Origin of the sequence: Kribbella pratensis (assembly GCF_004365355.1) — a bacterium.
Classification (GTDB): domain Bacteria; phylum Actinomycetota; class Actinomycetes; order Propionibacteriales; family Kribbellaceae; genus Kribbella.
Genome location: NZ_SODP01000001.1, coordinates 3400197 through 3415054 on the forward strand (window position 1 = coordinate 3400197; position 14858 = coordinate 3415054).

Genomic DNA, 14858 nt, shown 5'->3' on the forward strand with positions numbered 1-14858 from the left:
AGGAGCAACCATGCCGTCGAACCGTCACGTCGCCGCGATCAGTCCGGCCCGGCGCCTCTTGGACGTGCTGGTCGGCGGGCTACTGCTGATCCTGGCTTCACCTCTGCTGGCAGTCGTCGCCGTACTGCTTCTCGTCACGAGCGGCCGACCGGTGCTGTTCCGGCAATCGCGGGTCGGCGAGAGTGGACGGCCGTTCACGCTGTACAAGTTCCGGACCATGCGATTGCTTGCCTCCGGCCCCGAAATCACTGCTGCCACGGACGTGCGGATCACCCGGATCGGCGGGTTCCTCCGGCGGACGGCGATCGACGAACTGCCGCAACTCTGGCACGTGCTGCGCGGACAGATGACGCTGGTGGGTCCGCGGCCGGAGAGCGCCGCATTGGCCGCCGGGTATCCGGAAGCATGCCGGCCGGTGCTGCAGGCCAGGCCAGGACTGACCGGTCCGGCGCAATTGCGGTACCGCGAGCGGTCCGCCGTACCACCGAATGGCCGGACCGATGTGGAGCGGTGGTACCTCGAGGTTCTGGTGCCGCTGCGGGTCGCCGCCGACCGCGAGTACCTTGACCGGCCGACCGTCCGACGCACCCTCTATTACTTGCTGGTGACTGCCTTGTTCGTGGTCGGACTCGCCGACCTGCAGCAGCCGGTCGGTGCTCAGACCGCCTCTTCGTCGTAGGTCTCTACGGTCTTCGTAGCCTTTACGGCGATCGGGTCACAGCGGGCGTTGAGACACCTCCCGCTGTTCAGGTCGAACTCGAAATTGTGGCCGAGGCAACGCAGCACACCGTTCACCACAACGCCGGTCTCGGCCAGATCCTCTCCGGCGTGCGGGCAGTAGCGGCTCACCTGGAATTGCCTGCCCCCGACGGTGAACTCGGTGATCTCCTCAGGATCCCGCGCAGCCTCGAACTCCTCGACCGCGCGCAGCGCCGCACGATCGGCATGCTTCAGCAGACCGACGAGGTAGTCGTTGTACCGGTCGGGCTGCCGGCGCGCGATGAAGCGCAGCGAGAGCAGAAGCTCCTCCCAGCGGGTTCGGCCCGAGACGACACCGTCCAGCCAGCGGCCGTCCATCGACAGCCGGTAATCGGCGTGCCCCTCGCCACCGTCCAACTCGACCACCACGCGGTCCGGCCCGATGTGCGCGTCCCACACCCCACCGAACGGCCCGGAGACGTCGAACCGCAAGGTCATGCCGATCCGGGCCAGGAAATACTCCGATAGCGTCCCGAGTGACTCCAGATGCGTCTTGAAACGTTGTGCCAAACCGGATTGCGGCTCAGGGTTCGCCGCCCAGGCAGCGTCGATCGCGCGCCGGCGCCGAGCGGCGTACCCCTTCAGATAGCACCGCCGCTCCTCAGGTCCGGCGTCCAGCGTGAAGCCGGACCAGTGCGGGTCGCGGACGACGGACAGGTCATCCAGCCGGATCCGGTCACCGGGGAGGAGACACGCCCCGGCCTGGCTCGGGATCCGCTCCGCGAGCCAGGCCAGCGCCTCACTCTGGTCGGGGAAGATTCCGCCCGGTCGCAGGCCGCTGTTCAACTCGAACAGGTCGTCGTCGAGGAAGCACGGCGGACCCGCGTACGGCATCACCAGCCGAGGCTCGACCTGCCGGACCAGTCGTGTCACGGCCTTGAACTTGCCGATCCGCTTGATCGTTGAGATCCGCTCACGCTCGACCTCGTCGTACTCGTACCGGATCGGATGCCAGCTCGCGCCGGACATCTGCACACCCATCACGTCCAGCGGTCCCCCGACCTCGGTCATCGCCCGTCGCGCCTGACTGAGCGAGATCCGCGCGTCGTTCGTGTGCAGCACGCTCCGTTCCCCGATCTTCAGCAGTACGGCGGAGTCGTGGCTCATCGGGCACTGCTCGGGAATGACCGTCAGCCAGTCGTGCTCGCTCAGTGGATACCGCTGCCACGCGCCGAGAACGACGATCCGGGTCCGCCCGATCGCGCGCAGCCGACGCTGGATGATCGTCGAGGGATACCGCGGCACAACCACCGGAACCGACTGCGGCAATCCCGCGAGCAGGTCGAGGTCCAGGTGGTCGAGATGCTCGTGCGAGACCACGACCAGATCGACGTCGAGCAATTCGGGCGTCAGCACGTGCGAGTTGTCCGGAAACGGGAACCACGAGCCGAGGAACGCGCCACCAGGCGACAGCCACGGGTCGGCGAGGATGCGGACGTCCGCTCCGTCGATCCGCAATCCGGCATGCCCGAGCGCAGTGATCATCGGCTCACCCATGTCACCAGGCTCCCCGGGCTGCCCGGCGCGAACATCCCCCGCCCGCACGAGAACCTCTACGTCAATGCCCGTATGCGGGCCGGTCAGCTTTCGCGAACGAGCGAAGGATGCCGGCTCTTCCCAGTTGAGGGTGTAGATCAGCGGGACTGGTCAGTCGAACAGCTTCCAGTGGCCCTCGGAGACGACAGCGACCTCGCCGTCGATGACGGTGATGGCGGTCTGGTCGTCGATGGCGTAGCCCGGCACGTCGAGCGCGGCGGCCCAGCGCTCCGCGTCGGCTAGGCCGAACTCCGGCATGTTCGGGTTGTCGAGGTGCGGAAAGATACCGAAGTCGACCAGCCCCAGTGCCTCGACGCTGCCCGACGGCGACTGCCAGTCACTCAGGTCCTGGCCTAGGTGGGGCGCCGCCACGAGGCTCCCGGCGCTCACCCCGACCCACACCGTGTCCTGCAGCGAAGGCAGGACGTCAGCCGCGCCGGACTGCTGCAGCCAGTGCGCCAGGTACAGCGGATCGCCACCGCCCACCAAAAGAGCGTCGGTCTCCCGGACGATGGGGATCCACTGCGCCGAGTCGATGCTGGGGAGCGCTGTGAGCTCGAGCAGGCCGAGAGACTTCCAGCCGATCTCGCACAGCGGAGTCATCGCGTGGCCGGAGACGATGCGCCACGCGGCAGCGGGACCCCCCGCGGGGTAAGCCGCCGTTGGGATCACCAGGGCGCTGGCCTCGGCGATGGGCTTGCCCAGCATCTCGACGAGCGCGTCGGCAATGCTCCTGTTCTTGATGCCGGCGGAGGTGAGAAGAAGCTTCATGTCTCTCCTACGATCTCGTCTTCCCGAATCCGCACACCGTAACCAATCTGATCGAAGGGCGCGCGCCCCCGTCCTGGCCGTACGCCGCGTCGCACCTGTTCTGCGAGCGTTAAGGGTGGTCACGCGGTCGCCCGGCTGGCGCGTCGGTCCCGCGGTAGGAGTCGAGACCTCCCGAAGATGGAAGTTCTCATGCTCACCATCTGGAAGACCTCGACGTGTCCGACGCTACCCCGCACGCCGGCTTCGGCCGGCCCGGCCTGACCGCCTTCGCTCGGCTTGATGGCCTCGGCCTCGCCGTCATCGGACAGCGACTCGAACCCGGCCGGGTGGCCCTCGCCTGCCGGGTCGTAGAGGCCGACGGGTGGTGTAGGCGGTGCGGTGCCGAGGGTCTTGCCCGCGACACCGTGGTGCGTCGCTTGGCGCACGAGCCGCTGGGATGGCGGCCCACCACCCTGGAGGTCGCCAAGCGTCGCTACCAGTGCCGCGAGTGCGGGCACGTGTGGCGCCAAGACACCAGCCTGGCGGCCGAGCCACGAGCGAAGCTGTCGCGTCGTGGGCTGCGGTGGGCGCTGGAAGGCATCGTGGTCCAGCACTTCACGGTGGCCCGGGTCGCTGAAGCCTTCGGGGTCGCGTGGGACACCGCGAACAACGCCGTCCTGGCCGATGGCAAGCGCCTGCTGATCAACGATCCCACCCGCTTCGACAGCGTCGCGGTGATCGGCGTCGACGAGCACGTCTGGAGGCACACCAGCCGCGGCGACAGGTACGTGAGCGTGATCATCGATCTCACACCTGTGCGCGACGGCACCGGCCCAGCACGCTTGTTGGACATGGTCGAGGGCCGCTCAAAGCAGGCGTTCAAGACCTGGCTCGCCGATCGCGACGCCCCTTGGCGCGCCCGCGTGGAGGTCGTGGCGATGGACGGGTTCACCGGATTCAAGACCGCCGCTGCCGAAGAGGTCCCGCACGCGGTCGCGGTGATGGACCCATTCCACGTCGTCCACCTGGCTGGTGACGCCCTCGACAGGTGTCGGCGCCGGGTCCAACTGCAGATCCACGGGCACCGCGGCTTCAAGGACGACCCGCTCTACAAGACCCGTCGCACCCTGCAGACCGGCACCGGGCTGCTCACCGACAAGCAGATCGACCGGATCAACGCTCCGTTCGCCGAGGACGCTCACGTCGAGGTCGAGGCGACTTGGGGCATCTACCAGCGGATGGTCGCTGCCTACCGGCACGAGGACCGCCGCCAAGGACACGAGTTGATGGTCAAGCTGATCGACTCGATCAGCAGCGGCGTTCCGAAGGCGCTCACCGAGATCGTCACGCTGGGCCGGACGTTGAAGAAGCGCGCCGCTGACGTACTGGCCTACTTCGACAGGCCCAAAGCACATCCAACGGACCAACCGAGGCGCTCAACGGCCGACTCGAACACCTCCGCGGCAGCGCACTCGGCTTCCGCAACCTGATCAACTACATCGCCCGATCTCTGCTCGAAACCGGCGGGTTCAGACCTCAACTACACCCTCGAATGGGATGAGCCGCTATCGAGCTCCAGCAGGAGATCGGCGAGTCCGCCGTCGGCGGCTCGCTCGAGTACGAATACACCGTCAGCACGCAGGCGTGGCCTGCGGGTCACCGCGGTCTAGCGCCTGGCCTGCGGTTGCCACATTTCGTAGTTTCCGCATTCCGCGGTGATTTCGGCCGTTTCCTGGGCAGCGGCGAGAAAGTCGTCGACCATTCGTGAGGTGCGCGATTCGGCCACCGCGAGGCATACCTGTTCGGGCGCCAGTTCCGGGATCGGCACATAGCTGATGTCGGGGCGTGAGTAGAACACGGTCTCCGACCGTGCAACGAACGAGATTCCCCGGCCTGCCGCGACGTGCTCGAGCTTCTCCTCCACCCCGCGCGCCCGGACTCCGGAGTCGGGGTGCGGGCGCCTGGTGGGCTGCGTGCTCGGGTCGGCATGCCAGACCACTGGCTCACCGTCCAGGTCGGCTTCGGAGACCTCCTCCTTGCCGGCCAACCGGTGGTCGCTGGGCAGCGCCACCATCAGGGGCTCGGTGTAGAGCGGAGTCAGGCGCAGCCCGGTCTCGTCGACAGGCAGCCGCACGAAGCCGACGTCGACGCGGCCGTCCAGCAACATCGTGGCCTGGTCGTCCCATTCCATCCGCTGCACGTCCACGACCACGTCCGGGTTCCGGGACTCGAACACCCGCGCCGCTGGGATGACCGGGATGCCGGTCCGGAAGCCGATCACCAGCCGCTGGCTCCCGCGGCCGGCCACGGACACCCGGCGCCGGACCGCGCGCACCGAGGCGAGCAGCGGACCCGCGTCGTCCAGCAGCTGCCGACCCGCGTCGGTCAGCTCCACGCCGTGGCTGTCCCTGGCGAACAGCGAGGCGCCGAGATCCTTTTCCAGAGCGCGGATCTGCCGACTGAGCACCGGTTGCGCGATGTGCAGATCCTCGGCGGCACGGCCGAAGTGCAACCGCTCGGCGACAGCGACGAAGTAGCGCAGTTTGCGCAGGTCCAGATCCATGGGAGCCTCCCGGTCCGGCGATGCCCTCAAGGTATCACCACGGCTGAAAGAGGTCTTGGACACGCACTCCGGCCGGGTGGCATTGTCAAGAGGGCACAAGCTAATTCGATCAAGGAATTCCGCACCGGATCCTCACCGGGATCGGGCGGAATTGCCGTGCTGTCCAGCTTCAGAAAGCAGGCACACTATGAGCAACGTCAGTTTTATCGGCATCGGCGGAATGGCCCGCGCAATAGCGACTCGCGCGGTCGCGGGCGGCAATTCGGTCGAGCTCGTCGGCCGCGACGCGGCCAAGGCCACGGCATTAGCGGCGGAGCTCGGCGGCGGGGCCACGGTGGGGACGTTCGGCGCCATCCCGGCAGGCGACATCGTCGTCCTCGCCGTGCCCTACGCGAGCGCCGTCGCGGTCGTCACCCAGTACGGCGATGCGCTGGCCGGCAAGGTCATCATCGACATCTCCAACACCTTCAACGCCGACGCAACCGGGGTCGTCACGCCTGACGGCATGTCCGGAGCGCAGGAGATCGCCAAGGCCGCTCCGGCGAGCGCGCACGTCGTGAAGGCGTTCAACACCGTCTTCGGCCACGTGCTGGCGCAGGACCGCCCGTTGGACGTGCTCTTCGCCGGGGACGACTCCCAGGCCAAGGCCGACGTGTCGACGTTCATCGAGAGCCTCGGGCTGCGTCCGCTCGACATCGGCGGCCTGGAAATGGCCCGGTGGCTGGAAGGCGCCGGGCCGCTGCTGATGGGCCTGGCCCGCCACGGCGCGGGGACCTTCGACATCGCCCTCAGCATCGACGTACTCGGCTGAGCGCACCCAACCCCTTCACCTACCCACACAAGGACACAGCGTGCGCGTTTTCGTCGCCGGCGGGACCGGCCATTCCGGTTCGTACATCATTCCCGAGCTCGTCGCCGCCGGGCACGAGGTCACTGCCCTGGCCCGGTCGGACGCCGCCGCGACGGCGCTGTCCACGCTCGACGTGAAGGTACGTCTCGGCGACCTCCAGGATCTCGACGGGTTGAAAGAGGCGGCCGCGGACGCCGACGGCGTCATCCACGTGGCGCACCGGCAGGACCTGTTGTTCTCTGGCGGGATCGATGCCGTGGCGGCCGCGGAGGTCCCGATCATGCTCGCGTACGGCGAAGCGCTGGCGGGCACCGGAAAGCCGCTGGTCGCAGCGGGGAGCATCGGCTCGCCAGGGAACCTGGGCCGGCCGGCCACCGAGGACGACCCGGCCCTTCCGGTCGGCGACGAGCACAGGGGCACCCTGCGGGCTCGTAACGTCGTGGAGACCACCGTGATCGGCCTCGCGGAGCGTGGAGTGCGGGCATCGGTCGTGCGGCTTGCCAACATCGCACACAGCACGACCGATCGTTCCGGCTTCCTCGTGCAGCTGATCGCGCTCGCGCAAGAGAATGGCTTCGCCGGCTACCCCGGGGACGGCGCGAACCTGTGGAACGCCGTACACATCCGCGACACCGCCTCCCTGTTCCGGCTGGCGCTGGAGAAGGGGCCGGCCGGCAGGTACTGGCACGCGGTCGGAGACGGGGCCATCCCGCTCCGCGCGATCGCCGAGGCCATCGGCAGCCGCCTGGGCCTGCCCGCCGTGAGCGTGCCCGTCGACGAGCTGGTGCTACCGGGGTACTTCGGATTCCTCGCGAACATCGTCACGCAGACCTACCCGGCCTCCAACCTCATCACTCGCCGAACCCTCGGCTGGGAACCCGCTCAGCCCGGCCTGCTCGCCGATCTGGACAACGGCCACTACTTCTCCGCCGGCTGAGCGTATTTAACATCCGGGCTTTTCCGGGTCTAGATCAATTCAAGGGAGTAATCGTGGGAAAGCTCGATGGCAAGGTAGCTGTGATCACCGGCGGATCAACCGGCATGGCGCTGGCCGGCGCCGAATTGTTCGTGGCCGAAGGAGCTCACGTCTTCATCATGGGGCGGCGGCAGGACGCGCTGGACGACGCCGTCAAGCAAATCGGCCGGAACGTGACCGCAGTACAGGGCGATGCGGCCGACCTGGACGACCTCGACCGTCTGTACGACGCGGTCAAGAGGGAGAAGGGCTCGATCGACGTCCTCTGGGCAAGCGCCGGCATGGGCGAGCCGGGCAAGCTCGGCGAGATCACCGAGGAGCAGTTCCATGCCGCCTTCTGGCTGAACGCTCGCGGGACGCTGTTCACGGTGCAGAAGGCCCTGCCGTTGATGAACGACGAGGGCTCGATCTTCATGACAGGGTCGAACGCCTCGCTCGGGGCCTTCCCCGGATGGAGTCTGTACGCCGGGAGCAAGGCCGTCCAGCAGGCCTGGGCCCGCGTGTGGCTCAACGAGTTGAAGGACAGGCGGATCCGGGTGAACGTACTGACCCCCGGCCAGGTCGCGACTGCGAAGCAGGAGGAACTGTTCGACGAGGAAACGAAGGCCGCGTTCGAGTCGCTGATCCCGCGGGGAAAGATGGGCCGCCCTGAGGAGATCGCTGCGGTCGCGCTGTTCCTCGCCTCGGACGACTCGAGCTACGTGAACGGCCTGGAACTGGTCGCCGACGGCGGCACCACGGCGATCTGACTGAGAGCCCTTGGGTCTGACCCGGCACAACGAGACAAAGCACGATCAAGCACGAGGAAGAGCGGACACATCATGAGCAGCATCAGCATCATCGGCACGGGGAACATGGCCGCCACCATCGGCACCCTGGCCATCAAGGGCGGCAACACCGTCGAGGTGATCGGCCGCGACGCGGCCAAGTCCGCGGCGCTGGCCAAGTCGCTCGGCGGCGGCGCCACGGCCGGGACGTTCGGGGCGGTCCCAGCCGGCGACATCGTCATCCTCGCGGTGCTGTTCGACAGCGCCGTACCGGTCGTCCGCGAGTTCGGGGACGCGCTGGCCGGCAAGATCATCGTCGACATCACCAACCCCTTCGACGCCACCGGCACTGGGCTGGCCATCCCGCACGACACCTCCATCGCGCAGATGGTGGCCGGGGCCGCGCCCGCGAGCACCCAGGTCGTGAAGGCGTTCAACACCCTGTTCCGCCACGTGCTCGCCCAAGGCGGCCCGGTGGACGTATTCATGGCCGGCGACGATGCTGAGGCCAAGGCGAGCGTGTCAGCGTTCGTCGAAAGCCTCGGACTGCGCCCGCGGGACACGGGCGACCTGAGCATGGCCCACTGGGTAGAGGGAGCGGGTGTGTTGACGATGGGCCTGGCCCGCCACGGCGTAGGCAACTTCGACTTCTCCCTCGGCATCAACAACCTCAGCTGAGTTGGCCCATAAGCCCTTAGAAACAAGCTGCTTCGGCGCCCCGCTAACACACGCAGGTGCCGAACCAGCAGAGACCCACGGTGCGCCGGCTCACACTCGTCGCAGTACTCGCGCTAGCAGCCTGCGGCCAACAGGTCGACAACCCGAGCCCCAGCCCGACTCCAACGGTTGCCACCCTGACAGTCCCCCAGGCCACGAAGGCCGCGCTCACCCTCGCCGACCTGCCGAAAGGCTGGGACGGTGGTGTCGCGGTAGATCCAAGTCCGAGTGCAGGCGCCGGGACGACGCAGTACGAACCAGCAGACTGCGGAATCGTTGTCGGTGACCCACTGAGGGGCCTGAATGCGCCTGCTACCTCGGTCCGGGGGCAGTATTTCGTCCGACAACCTCTCCAGGGGATCACCGAACTGATCTATTCCTGGCCGACTAGCCAACTGTCGATCGTCGGGAAGATCGCCGAGGCGCTGCCGCATTGCACGACCGTCAGCGGCACGATGTTGGTCCGGACCAAGTTGAGGATGACGGTCAAGGAGGTGCGGGTGCCGGGCCTGAAGGACGGCATCGCTCTACGCACCGAGCTGATCGACTCGGATACTCCCGACCACACCTTCGTGCTTCACACCGCCACGGTGATACGCGGAGGTACTGTGCTCCGCATCTTTGGCGTCAGCGATACGTTTCCCACCGACGCTGCGTTTGCACGACTCTTGACGAAGGCGGTGGCTCGGCTTGATGCCGCTGCGCACTAGGCGCATTTCACTTGTAGTACGCCGGTTCGCAGTGGTCGGCGTGCTGTTGTTGAGCGCGTGCGCGCACCAGGCGGACGACACCACCCCGGCGCCGAGCGCACCGACGGTCGTTCCACTGACGGTGGCGCAGGCGTCGAAAGCGGCACTGACCGTCGCCGACCTGCCGAAGGGCTGGGAAGGTGGGGTGGCGTCGGATCGGACGCCGACGCTCGGACTGCCGATCACCTACGATCCGGCCGACTGCCAGCTGCTACGCGACCCGCTGCGTGATCGGAAGACACCTAGCACGACCGTCCGGGGACAGTACTTTCTCGGAGCGGACAGCCCGAGCGACGACAAGGTCGTGACCGAGGTGATCGCGTCGTGGCCGGCTTCGCAGCTTCCGCTGGTTCGGAACATCGTCGCCGTGCTACCGCGCTGTGCGACCTTCGGCGGGGCGCTGGAAGGCGAGACGTTCAAGTCGTTCGCCCGCCAACTGCCGGTTCGCGGTTTGCGGGCCGGCATTGCGCCCCGATTCGGAGATCCGGCCGATCCGAAACTGACCTCCGAGAGCTACCGCGCGTACGCGGCCAGAGGCGGCACTCTGCTGACGCTCAGAGCCGAAAGCGACACCTTCCCGACCGACGCCGCGTTCGTCCAGTTCGTCAACACCGCAGTCGGTCGGCTTGATGCTGTTGGTTAGTTGCGGCGTTCGAGTCGCTGATCCCGGGGAAAAGATGGTCCGCCCTTAGGAGATCGCCGCGGTCGCGCTGTTGCTCGCCTCCGACGACTCGAGCTATGTGAACGGCCTGGAACTGCTCGCCGACGGCGGCACCACGGCGATCTGACCGTGACACCGATCTACTGGGTCTAACCGCAGTGTCGGGCGGTTGGGGATTCAGGCTGGGGAGGCGGTGACGACGAGGTTGTCGCGATACCCGCCGGCGTTGCGGTCGTACGGACCGCCGCAGGTCACGATGTGCAGGAGTTCCTGACCGTCTCGATCGAACAGGTCGTCGATCGGAAGTGCTTTCTTGGCGATGTCTTCGACACGTTGGACGAGATACCGCTTCCTCGTTCCGTCACTGGACAGCACGATGATCGAGTCACCGTTGGCCAGCCGACGTAGCCGTGACAGCGGCCCGACGCCGTACTGCTTGCTGTCCACGTGCCCGCCTAGGACGACTGCGCCCCGGCCGCTGCCAGGGCTGGAGCCGAAGCGGTACCAGCCGATGACGGCCGGATCCGGCAGCAAGGCCATCTGTCCGTCGGGAGCCACCCCCACGGGTTGCACGGCAACATCGATGTGCACCGCGGAAACGATCAGCCGAGAAGGCACCGGTGCTGACGCCTGCCTGGTCGGCAGCGCAGCTGACTGACTGCGGATCTCACCGCCGGACGGTGTCGGCGGCCGCGATGCTCCAGTTGAGCCCGGAGGAGAGCTCGGTCGCGCAGTCGCGACCGCCGACGCTTGACTTTCGGAGGTCGTCGTTGGGGGTGAGGATCCGCAGCCGGCCTGGACAGTCAGGGCCAGTGCGGTCACCACGAGGGTGACCGCACGACGAAGACTGCTCACGGCAGGGAGCGTGCCCGAATTGCGACGGTCCCCGCTCCGATGATGACGAGGGCCCCTGCACCGAGCAGGGCGACCATCCACACCGGCCAGTCGGTCTGCTGTGCGGCCTGGCCGCCAGTGCCGCCCGGGACACCCGTGGGGTTCCCATGCAGGCCGGAGATCGTTTGAACGGCGAGCTTGAGGTTCTTGTCCTTCGCGCTGCCCCACGCGTAGACGATGGTGTTGACGCCTTCCTTCAGATTCACGTCGGCCGGGCCGATCGCGACAGTGGAAGTGCCAGCCAGCACGACGTCGGCCTTGACGGTGCCTGCGGGAACGTCGGCTTTCGCCTCCTCAGGGTTGGTCAGACCCTTGAACACAGGCTTGCCACCAGCCCGAATATCGACGGCGGGTGCAGCCGCGTCGTGGCGGACGGTGAGGCGAGCTTTGCCGGCCGCGAGCTTCGAGGTGTCGTTGACGTACGGCGTCAGGACGGGTTTCCCGTCGGCGCCGAGGTGCGCGACCACAGTGATGTTCGCGCCACCGGGCACGTTGACGTCGTTGGCCTGGATGACGGCCGCGCCGTTGGCACCGGCACCGGCCGCGGTCACCTTGAGGTCGTAGCTACCTTGAGGCAGGCTGACCGGATCGGTGAGGGTGCCGGGCTTGAAGTTCGTGAGCAGGGCCTTGCCATTTGCGTAGACATCGACAGTGGCTCCCGGTACGGCGTGCAGCACCGACACGTGGGCATCGGCCGTCGCGCGGGCTTGAGCGGACGTCGCGCCGGCCAACGGCAGGGCGGCGGTCAGCAACCCCGCACCCACCAGGGCAGCGATTCGGCGAACGGGCATCTGAGTTTCCTCCTCGGAGGTGGACTTCCTTACCCGTACTTCCGTCGCGGATCACCGATCGGATTCACTGCCGCCGAATAAGTTTTGCAGAAGTTCAGGACTCGCGTCGCGAATGCGGTCACCCGTCGAGCTCAGGGCGCGCGGGTCCGTGCTGCGCCGCGGTCAGCTCGTCCGCTGCCGGCGGCTCGACGATGTCGGAGAAGTAGAAGCGCGACAGTGCAGCCCGGATCCGGTCGCGACGTCGATGCGGCCGGCGTACGCCGTTCTCGTCGGTGTCAGGCGGCGTCTGCAGCGGAAGCAGCCGTTCCCGCGCGGTCAACTCATAGGCTGCGAACCGCGACAGCGGCCGATGCTTCTCGGAATAGCCGCCGTCGGGCGAGCGGACGATGACGCCGGTCTCGAGGCCGTGCGTCAGCCGCTCGTAGTCGGCACGCTGGAGCGACAGCGCCCAGCGCCGGGCGATCCAGAATGCGATCACAGGTCCGATGAGGACGAGTACGCGACAGACCCAGGTGATGGTGTTGATCGACGAATGGAAGTGCGTGGCGATCAGATCGTTGCCGCTGTTCAGCCAGAGAACTCCGTAGAACGTGATCATGCCCACGCCGATCCCCGTCCGGGTCGGGACGTTCCGCGGCCGGTCCAGCAGGTGATGCTCACGCTTGTCGCCAGTCACCCACTGCTCGATAAAGGGGTACAGGGCAACGAACCCGATGAACAGCGGTGGCACCACCAGGGCCGGAAGGAAGATGTTCCAGCCGATCGTCACGGTGCCGAGATGGGACTCGATGCCAGGCATCAGCCGGACGGCCCCGTCGAGCCAGCCCATGTACCAGTCCGGTTGGGACCCTGCCGTCACCTCGGCCGGGTTGTACGGCCCGTACAGCCAGACCGGGTTGATCTGCATCAGCGCGCCCATCAGGGCGGTGATGCCGAAGACCACGAAGAAGAAGCCGCCCGCCTTCGCGACGTACACCGGGAAGAGCGGCAGGCCGACCACGTTCTTCTCGGTCCGGCCGGGTCCGGCGTACTGCGTGTGCTTGTGGTACACGACCAGGAACAGGTGCACGGTGACGAGGGCCAGGATGATCCCGGGGATCAGCAGCACGTGCACGGTGAAGAATCTCGAGACGAAGTCGTCGCCCGGGAACTCACCGCCGAAGATGAAGAAGCTGAGGTACGTGCCGACGACGGGCGCGGCGAGCACAAGGCCTTCGGTGATCCGTAACCCGGTGCCGGACAGCAGGTCGTCGGGCAGACCGTAGCCGATGAAGCCCTCGACGATGCCGAGGAACAGCATCCCGATACCGATCAGCCAGTTCAGCTCACGCGGCTTGCGGAACGCGCCGGTGAAGAAGATCCGGAGCAGGTGAACCATCATCGCGGCGATGAACAGCACCGCGGCCCAGTGGTGGATCTGCCGGACCAGCAGACCGCCGCGGACGTCGAACGAGATGTTCACGGTGGACTCGTACGCCTCGGACATGTGCAAGCCCTTGAGCAGGCTGTACGAGCCGTTGTACTGGACCTCGGCCATCGACGGCTTGAACCACAGGGTCAGGAAGACGCCGCTGAGGATCAGGATGACGAAGCTGTAGAGCGCGACCTCGCCGAGCATGAAAGACCAGTGGTCGGGGAAAACCTTGCGCAGATTCTTGCGGCCGAGCTTTGCCAGTCCGAGACGCTCGTCGGCCCAAGCCACCGGTGGGGGTAGTTCGGCTGCCACGCTCGTCACCTCCAGGGTGTCTGCAACCCACGGTAGAACTTATGCAGAATCGATGCAAACAATCCGCCGACGTGATCCCGCACACAGGGCAAGGAAGGCCGTGACGCCTGGAACACTTGCTGTTCCGGTGCATGGCAGCATTGTCGGCCGGCGGATCCCAAGCCCGGCCGTGAGCGACCGCTGCTCAGAACTTGGTCGAGTGGCGAGGCGTGGTCAGCGCCTCGAGTGCGGCGACGAGGCTCTCGATCGGCGCGGCAGCGGCCGGCCACCCCGGGCCGGCGAGCAGGAACGGGCTCCCCGTCTCCCGCACCCGATTGCGGAGCTTGAGTTGCCCGGGCCGACGGATAGTTGCCCAGAGCACCACCGTTGTGGGATCGGTCCGCGCAATCGCTTGCAGAACGGCGCGTTCGTTGGCGTCAGGTCCGACGACGACCACTGGACGGCTGCGTTCCAGCAGAGCCGTCCGGAGGACGACCAGGGGCAGCGTGTGACGTTCCGCCGGCGAATGCACGAGGAGGATCGGCCGATCCTTGTCCGCACTCAGCTTGCGTAACTGCAGGTATCGCTCCGCCGAGGTGGTGACTGCTGCCGCGAGAACGAGCTCGATGTCAGTGCAGTCCCCGGTCCGTCCGAACCGTGTTTCGAGCGTCCGGAACGCAGGCGAGACGAGCGTCGTCCAGGTCTCCACCGCTCCCCAGTTCAGGAAACACTCGACGAGGGTGTCGGTGAGTTCGGTGACGGCCAGCGACTCGGCCGCTTCCAGCAGCCGCTGAGTGCGGTGGGCGGGATGCCCGGTCGTGGCATCGCCGCCGAGACTCAGCCGTGCCGCGTCGCCGGCCGAGACTCCGCGGGCGATCAGCTGTTGCACGCGGCGGAGCCGCTTGATGTCCGCGGACGTATACCGGCGGTGACTTCCGCTGGTTCGCCCGGACGGGCCCAGGCCGTATCGTGCCTCCCAGGTGCGCAGGGTGACCGCAGGGATTCCGAGCAGCTCAGAGACCTTGCCCACCGGCAGCACGGTTGCTGCCCGTGCGGTGCCGTCGATCGCCGAAGCCCGGGATCCCATGACCCAAGAATCTCATGTGCGGATGGTCGTCACACCACAACCCGCGGCAAGCG

At 67.1% G+C, this 14858-nt stretch carries 15 protein-coding genes and 1 pseudogene; 9 read left to right on the plus strand and 7 right to left on the minus strand.

Annotation, left to right across the window (positions count from 1 at the left end):
- Positions 1-10 precede the first annotated feature (10 nt).
- Positions 11-679, plus strand: a complete 669-nt coding sequence (locus EV653_RS16125) for a sugar transferase (protein ID WP_134103612.1) — start codon at positions 11-13, stop codon at positions 677-679.
- On the opposite strand, the gene EV653_RS16130 is transcribed toward EV653_RS16125, so the two are convergent.
- On the minus strand, positions 658-2256 hold the full coding sequence (locus EV653_RS16130) for an MBL fold metallo-hydrolase (RefSeq protein ID WP_134103614.1): 1599 nt from the start codon (positions 2254-2256) through the stop codon (positions 658-660). The genes EV653_RS16125 and EV653_RS16130 overlap by 22 nt on opposite strands.
- A gap of 150 nt (positions 2257-2406) precedes the next feature.
- On the minus strand, positions 2407-3066 hold the full coding sequence (locus EV653_RS16135; RefSeq protein ID WP_134103616.1) for a Type 1 glutamine amidotransferase-like domain-containing protein: 660 nt from the start codon (positions 3064-3066) through the stop codon (positions 2407-2409).
- A 215-nt stretch (positions 3067-3281) separates the two neighbouring features.
- Between EV653_RS16135 and EV653_RS16140 the strand changes: the two are divergent.
- Positions 3282-4606: pseudogene (locus EV653_RS16140) on the plus strand (ISL3 family transposase).
- A 105-nt stretch (positions 4607-4711) separates the two neighbouring features.
- Here the strand turns inward: EV653_RS16140 and EV653_RS16145 are convergent.
- The gene (locus EV653_RS16145; protein WP_134103618.1) at positions 4712-5608 is read right to left on the minus strand and encodes a LysR family transcriptional regulator; all 897 of its coding nucleotides are present in this window, start codon (positions 5606-5608) and stop codon (positions 4712-4714) included.
- Positions 5609-5795: 187 nt separating this feature from the next.
- Here EV653_RS16145 and EV653_RS16150 point away from each other — a divergent pair, with 187 nt between their 5' ends.
- The 7 genes from EV653_RS16150 (at position 5796) to EV653_RS42715 (ending at position 10455) form a co-directional block, all read left to right on the plus strand.
- Entirely contained in the window at positions 5796-6419 is a 624-nt protein-coding gene (locus EV653_RS16150) for an NADPH-dependent F420 reductase (RefSeq protein ID WP_134103620.1), read from the plus strand.
- A gap of 40 nt (positions 6420-6459) precedes the next feature.
- On the plus strand, positions 6460-7395 hold the full coding sequence (locus EV653_RS16155) for an SDR family oxidoreductase (RefSeq protein WP_134103622.1): 936 nt from the start codon (positions 6460-6462) through the stop codon (positions 7393-7395).
- 53 nt (positions 7396-7448) lie between these two features.
- Complete coding sequence (locus EV653_RS16160) at positions 7449-8183, plus strand: SDR family NAD(P)-dependent oxidoreductase (protein ID WP_134103624.1); 735 nt, start codon at positions 7449-7451, stop codon at positions 8181-8183.
- Positions 8184-8255: 72 nt separating this feature from the next.
- The gene (locus tag EV653_RS16165; protein WP_134103626.1) at positions 8256-8879 is read left to right on the plus strand and encodes an NADPH-dependent F420 reductase; all 624 of its coding nucleotides are present in this window, start codon (positions 8256-8258) and stop codon (positions 8877-8879) included.
- 518 nt (positions 8880-9397) lie between these two features.
- Positions 9398-9628 (plus strand): hypothetical protein, encoded by a 231-nt coding sequence (locus EV653_RS16170; protein WP_134103628.1) that lies wholly within the window; start codon positions 9398-9400, stop codon positions 9626-9628.
- Positions 9612-10310 carry a hypothetical protein gene (locus EV653_RS16175; protein WP_134103630.1) on the plus strand — a complete coding sequence of 233 codons (699 nt, stop codon included), beginning with the start codon at positions 9612-9614 and terminating at the stop codon, positions 10308-10310. Before EV653_RS16170 ends, EV653_RS16175 begins: the two co-directional genes overlap by 17 nt.
- Before the next feature lie 70 nt (positions 10311-10380).
- Positions 10381-10455, plus strand: a complete 75-nt coding sequence (locus tag EV653_RS42715; RefSeq protein WP_370357964.1) for a hypothetical protein — start codon at positions 10381-10383, stop codon at positions 10453-10455.
- Positions 10456-10505: 50 nt separating this feature from the next.
- Here EV653_RS42715 and EV653_RS41175 read toward each other — a convergent pair whose 3' ends face one another.
- From EV653_RS41175 to EV653_RS16200, 4 genes are all read right to left on the minus strand, one after another.
- Positions 10506-10919: a class F sortase gene (locus EV653_RS41175; RefSeq protein ID WP_166679415.1), complete on the minus strand. Its 414-nt coding sequence runs from the start codon at positions 10917-10919 to the stop codon at positions 10506-10508.
- A gap of 260 nt (positions 10920-11179) precedes the next feature.
- Positions 11180-12013, minus strand: a complete 834-nt coding sequence (locus tag EV653_RS16190; RefSeq protein WP_134103634.1) for a DUF4397 domain-containing protein — start codon at positions 12011-12013, stop codon at positions 11180-11182.
- 118 nt (positions 12014-12131) lie between these two features.
- Complete coding sequence (qcrB, locus tag EV653_RS16195; protein ID WP_134103636.1) at positions 12132-13748, minus strand: cytochrome bc1 complex cytochrome b subunit; 1617 nt, start codon at positions 13746-13748, stop codon at positions 12132-12134.
- A 175-nt stretch (positions 13749-13923) separates the two neighbouring features.
- A complete protein-coding gene (locus EV653_RS16200) occupies positions 13924-14805 on the minus strand; it encodes a MerR family transcriptional regulator (protein WP_134103638.1) in 882 nt (293 codons plus the stop codon).
- Positions 14806-14858 lie beyond the last annotated feature (53 nt).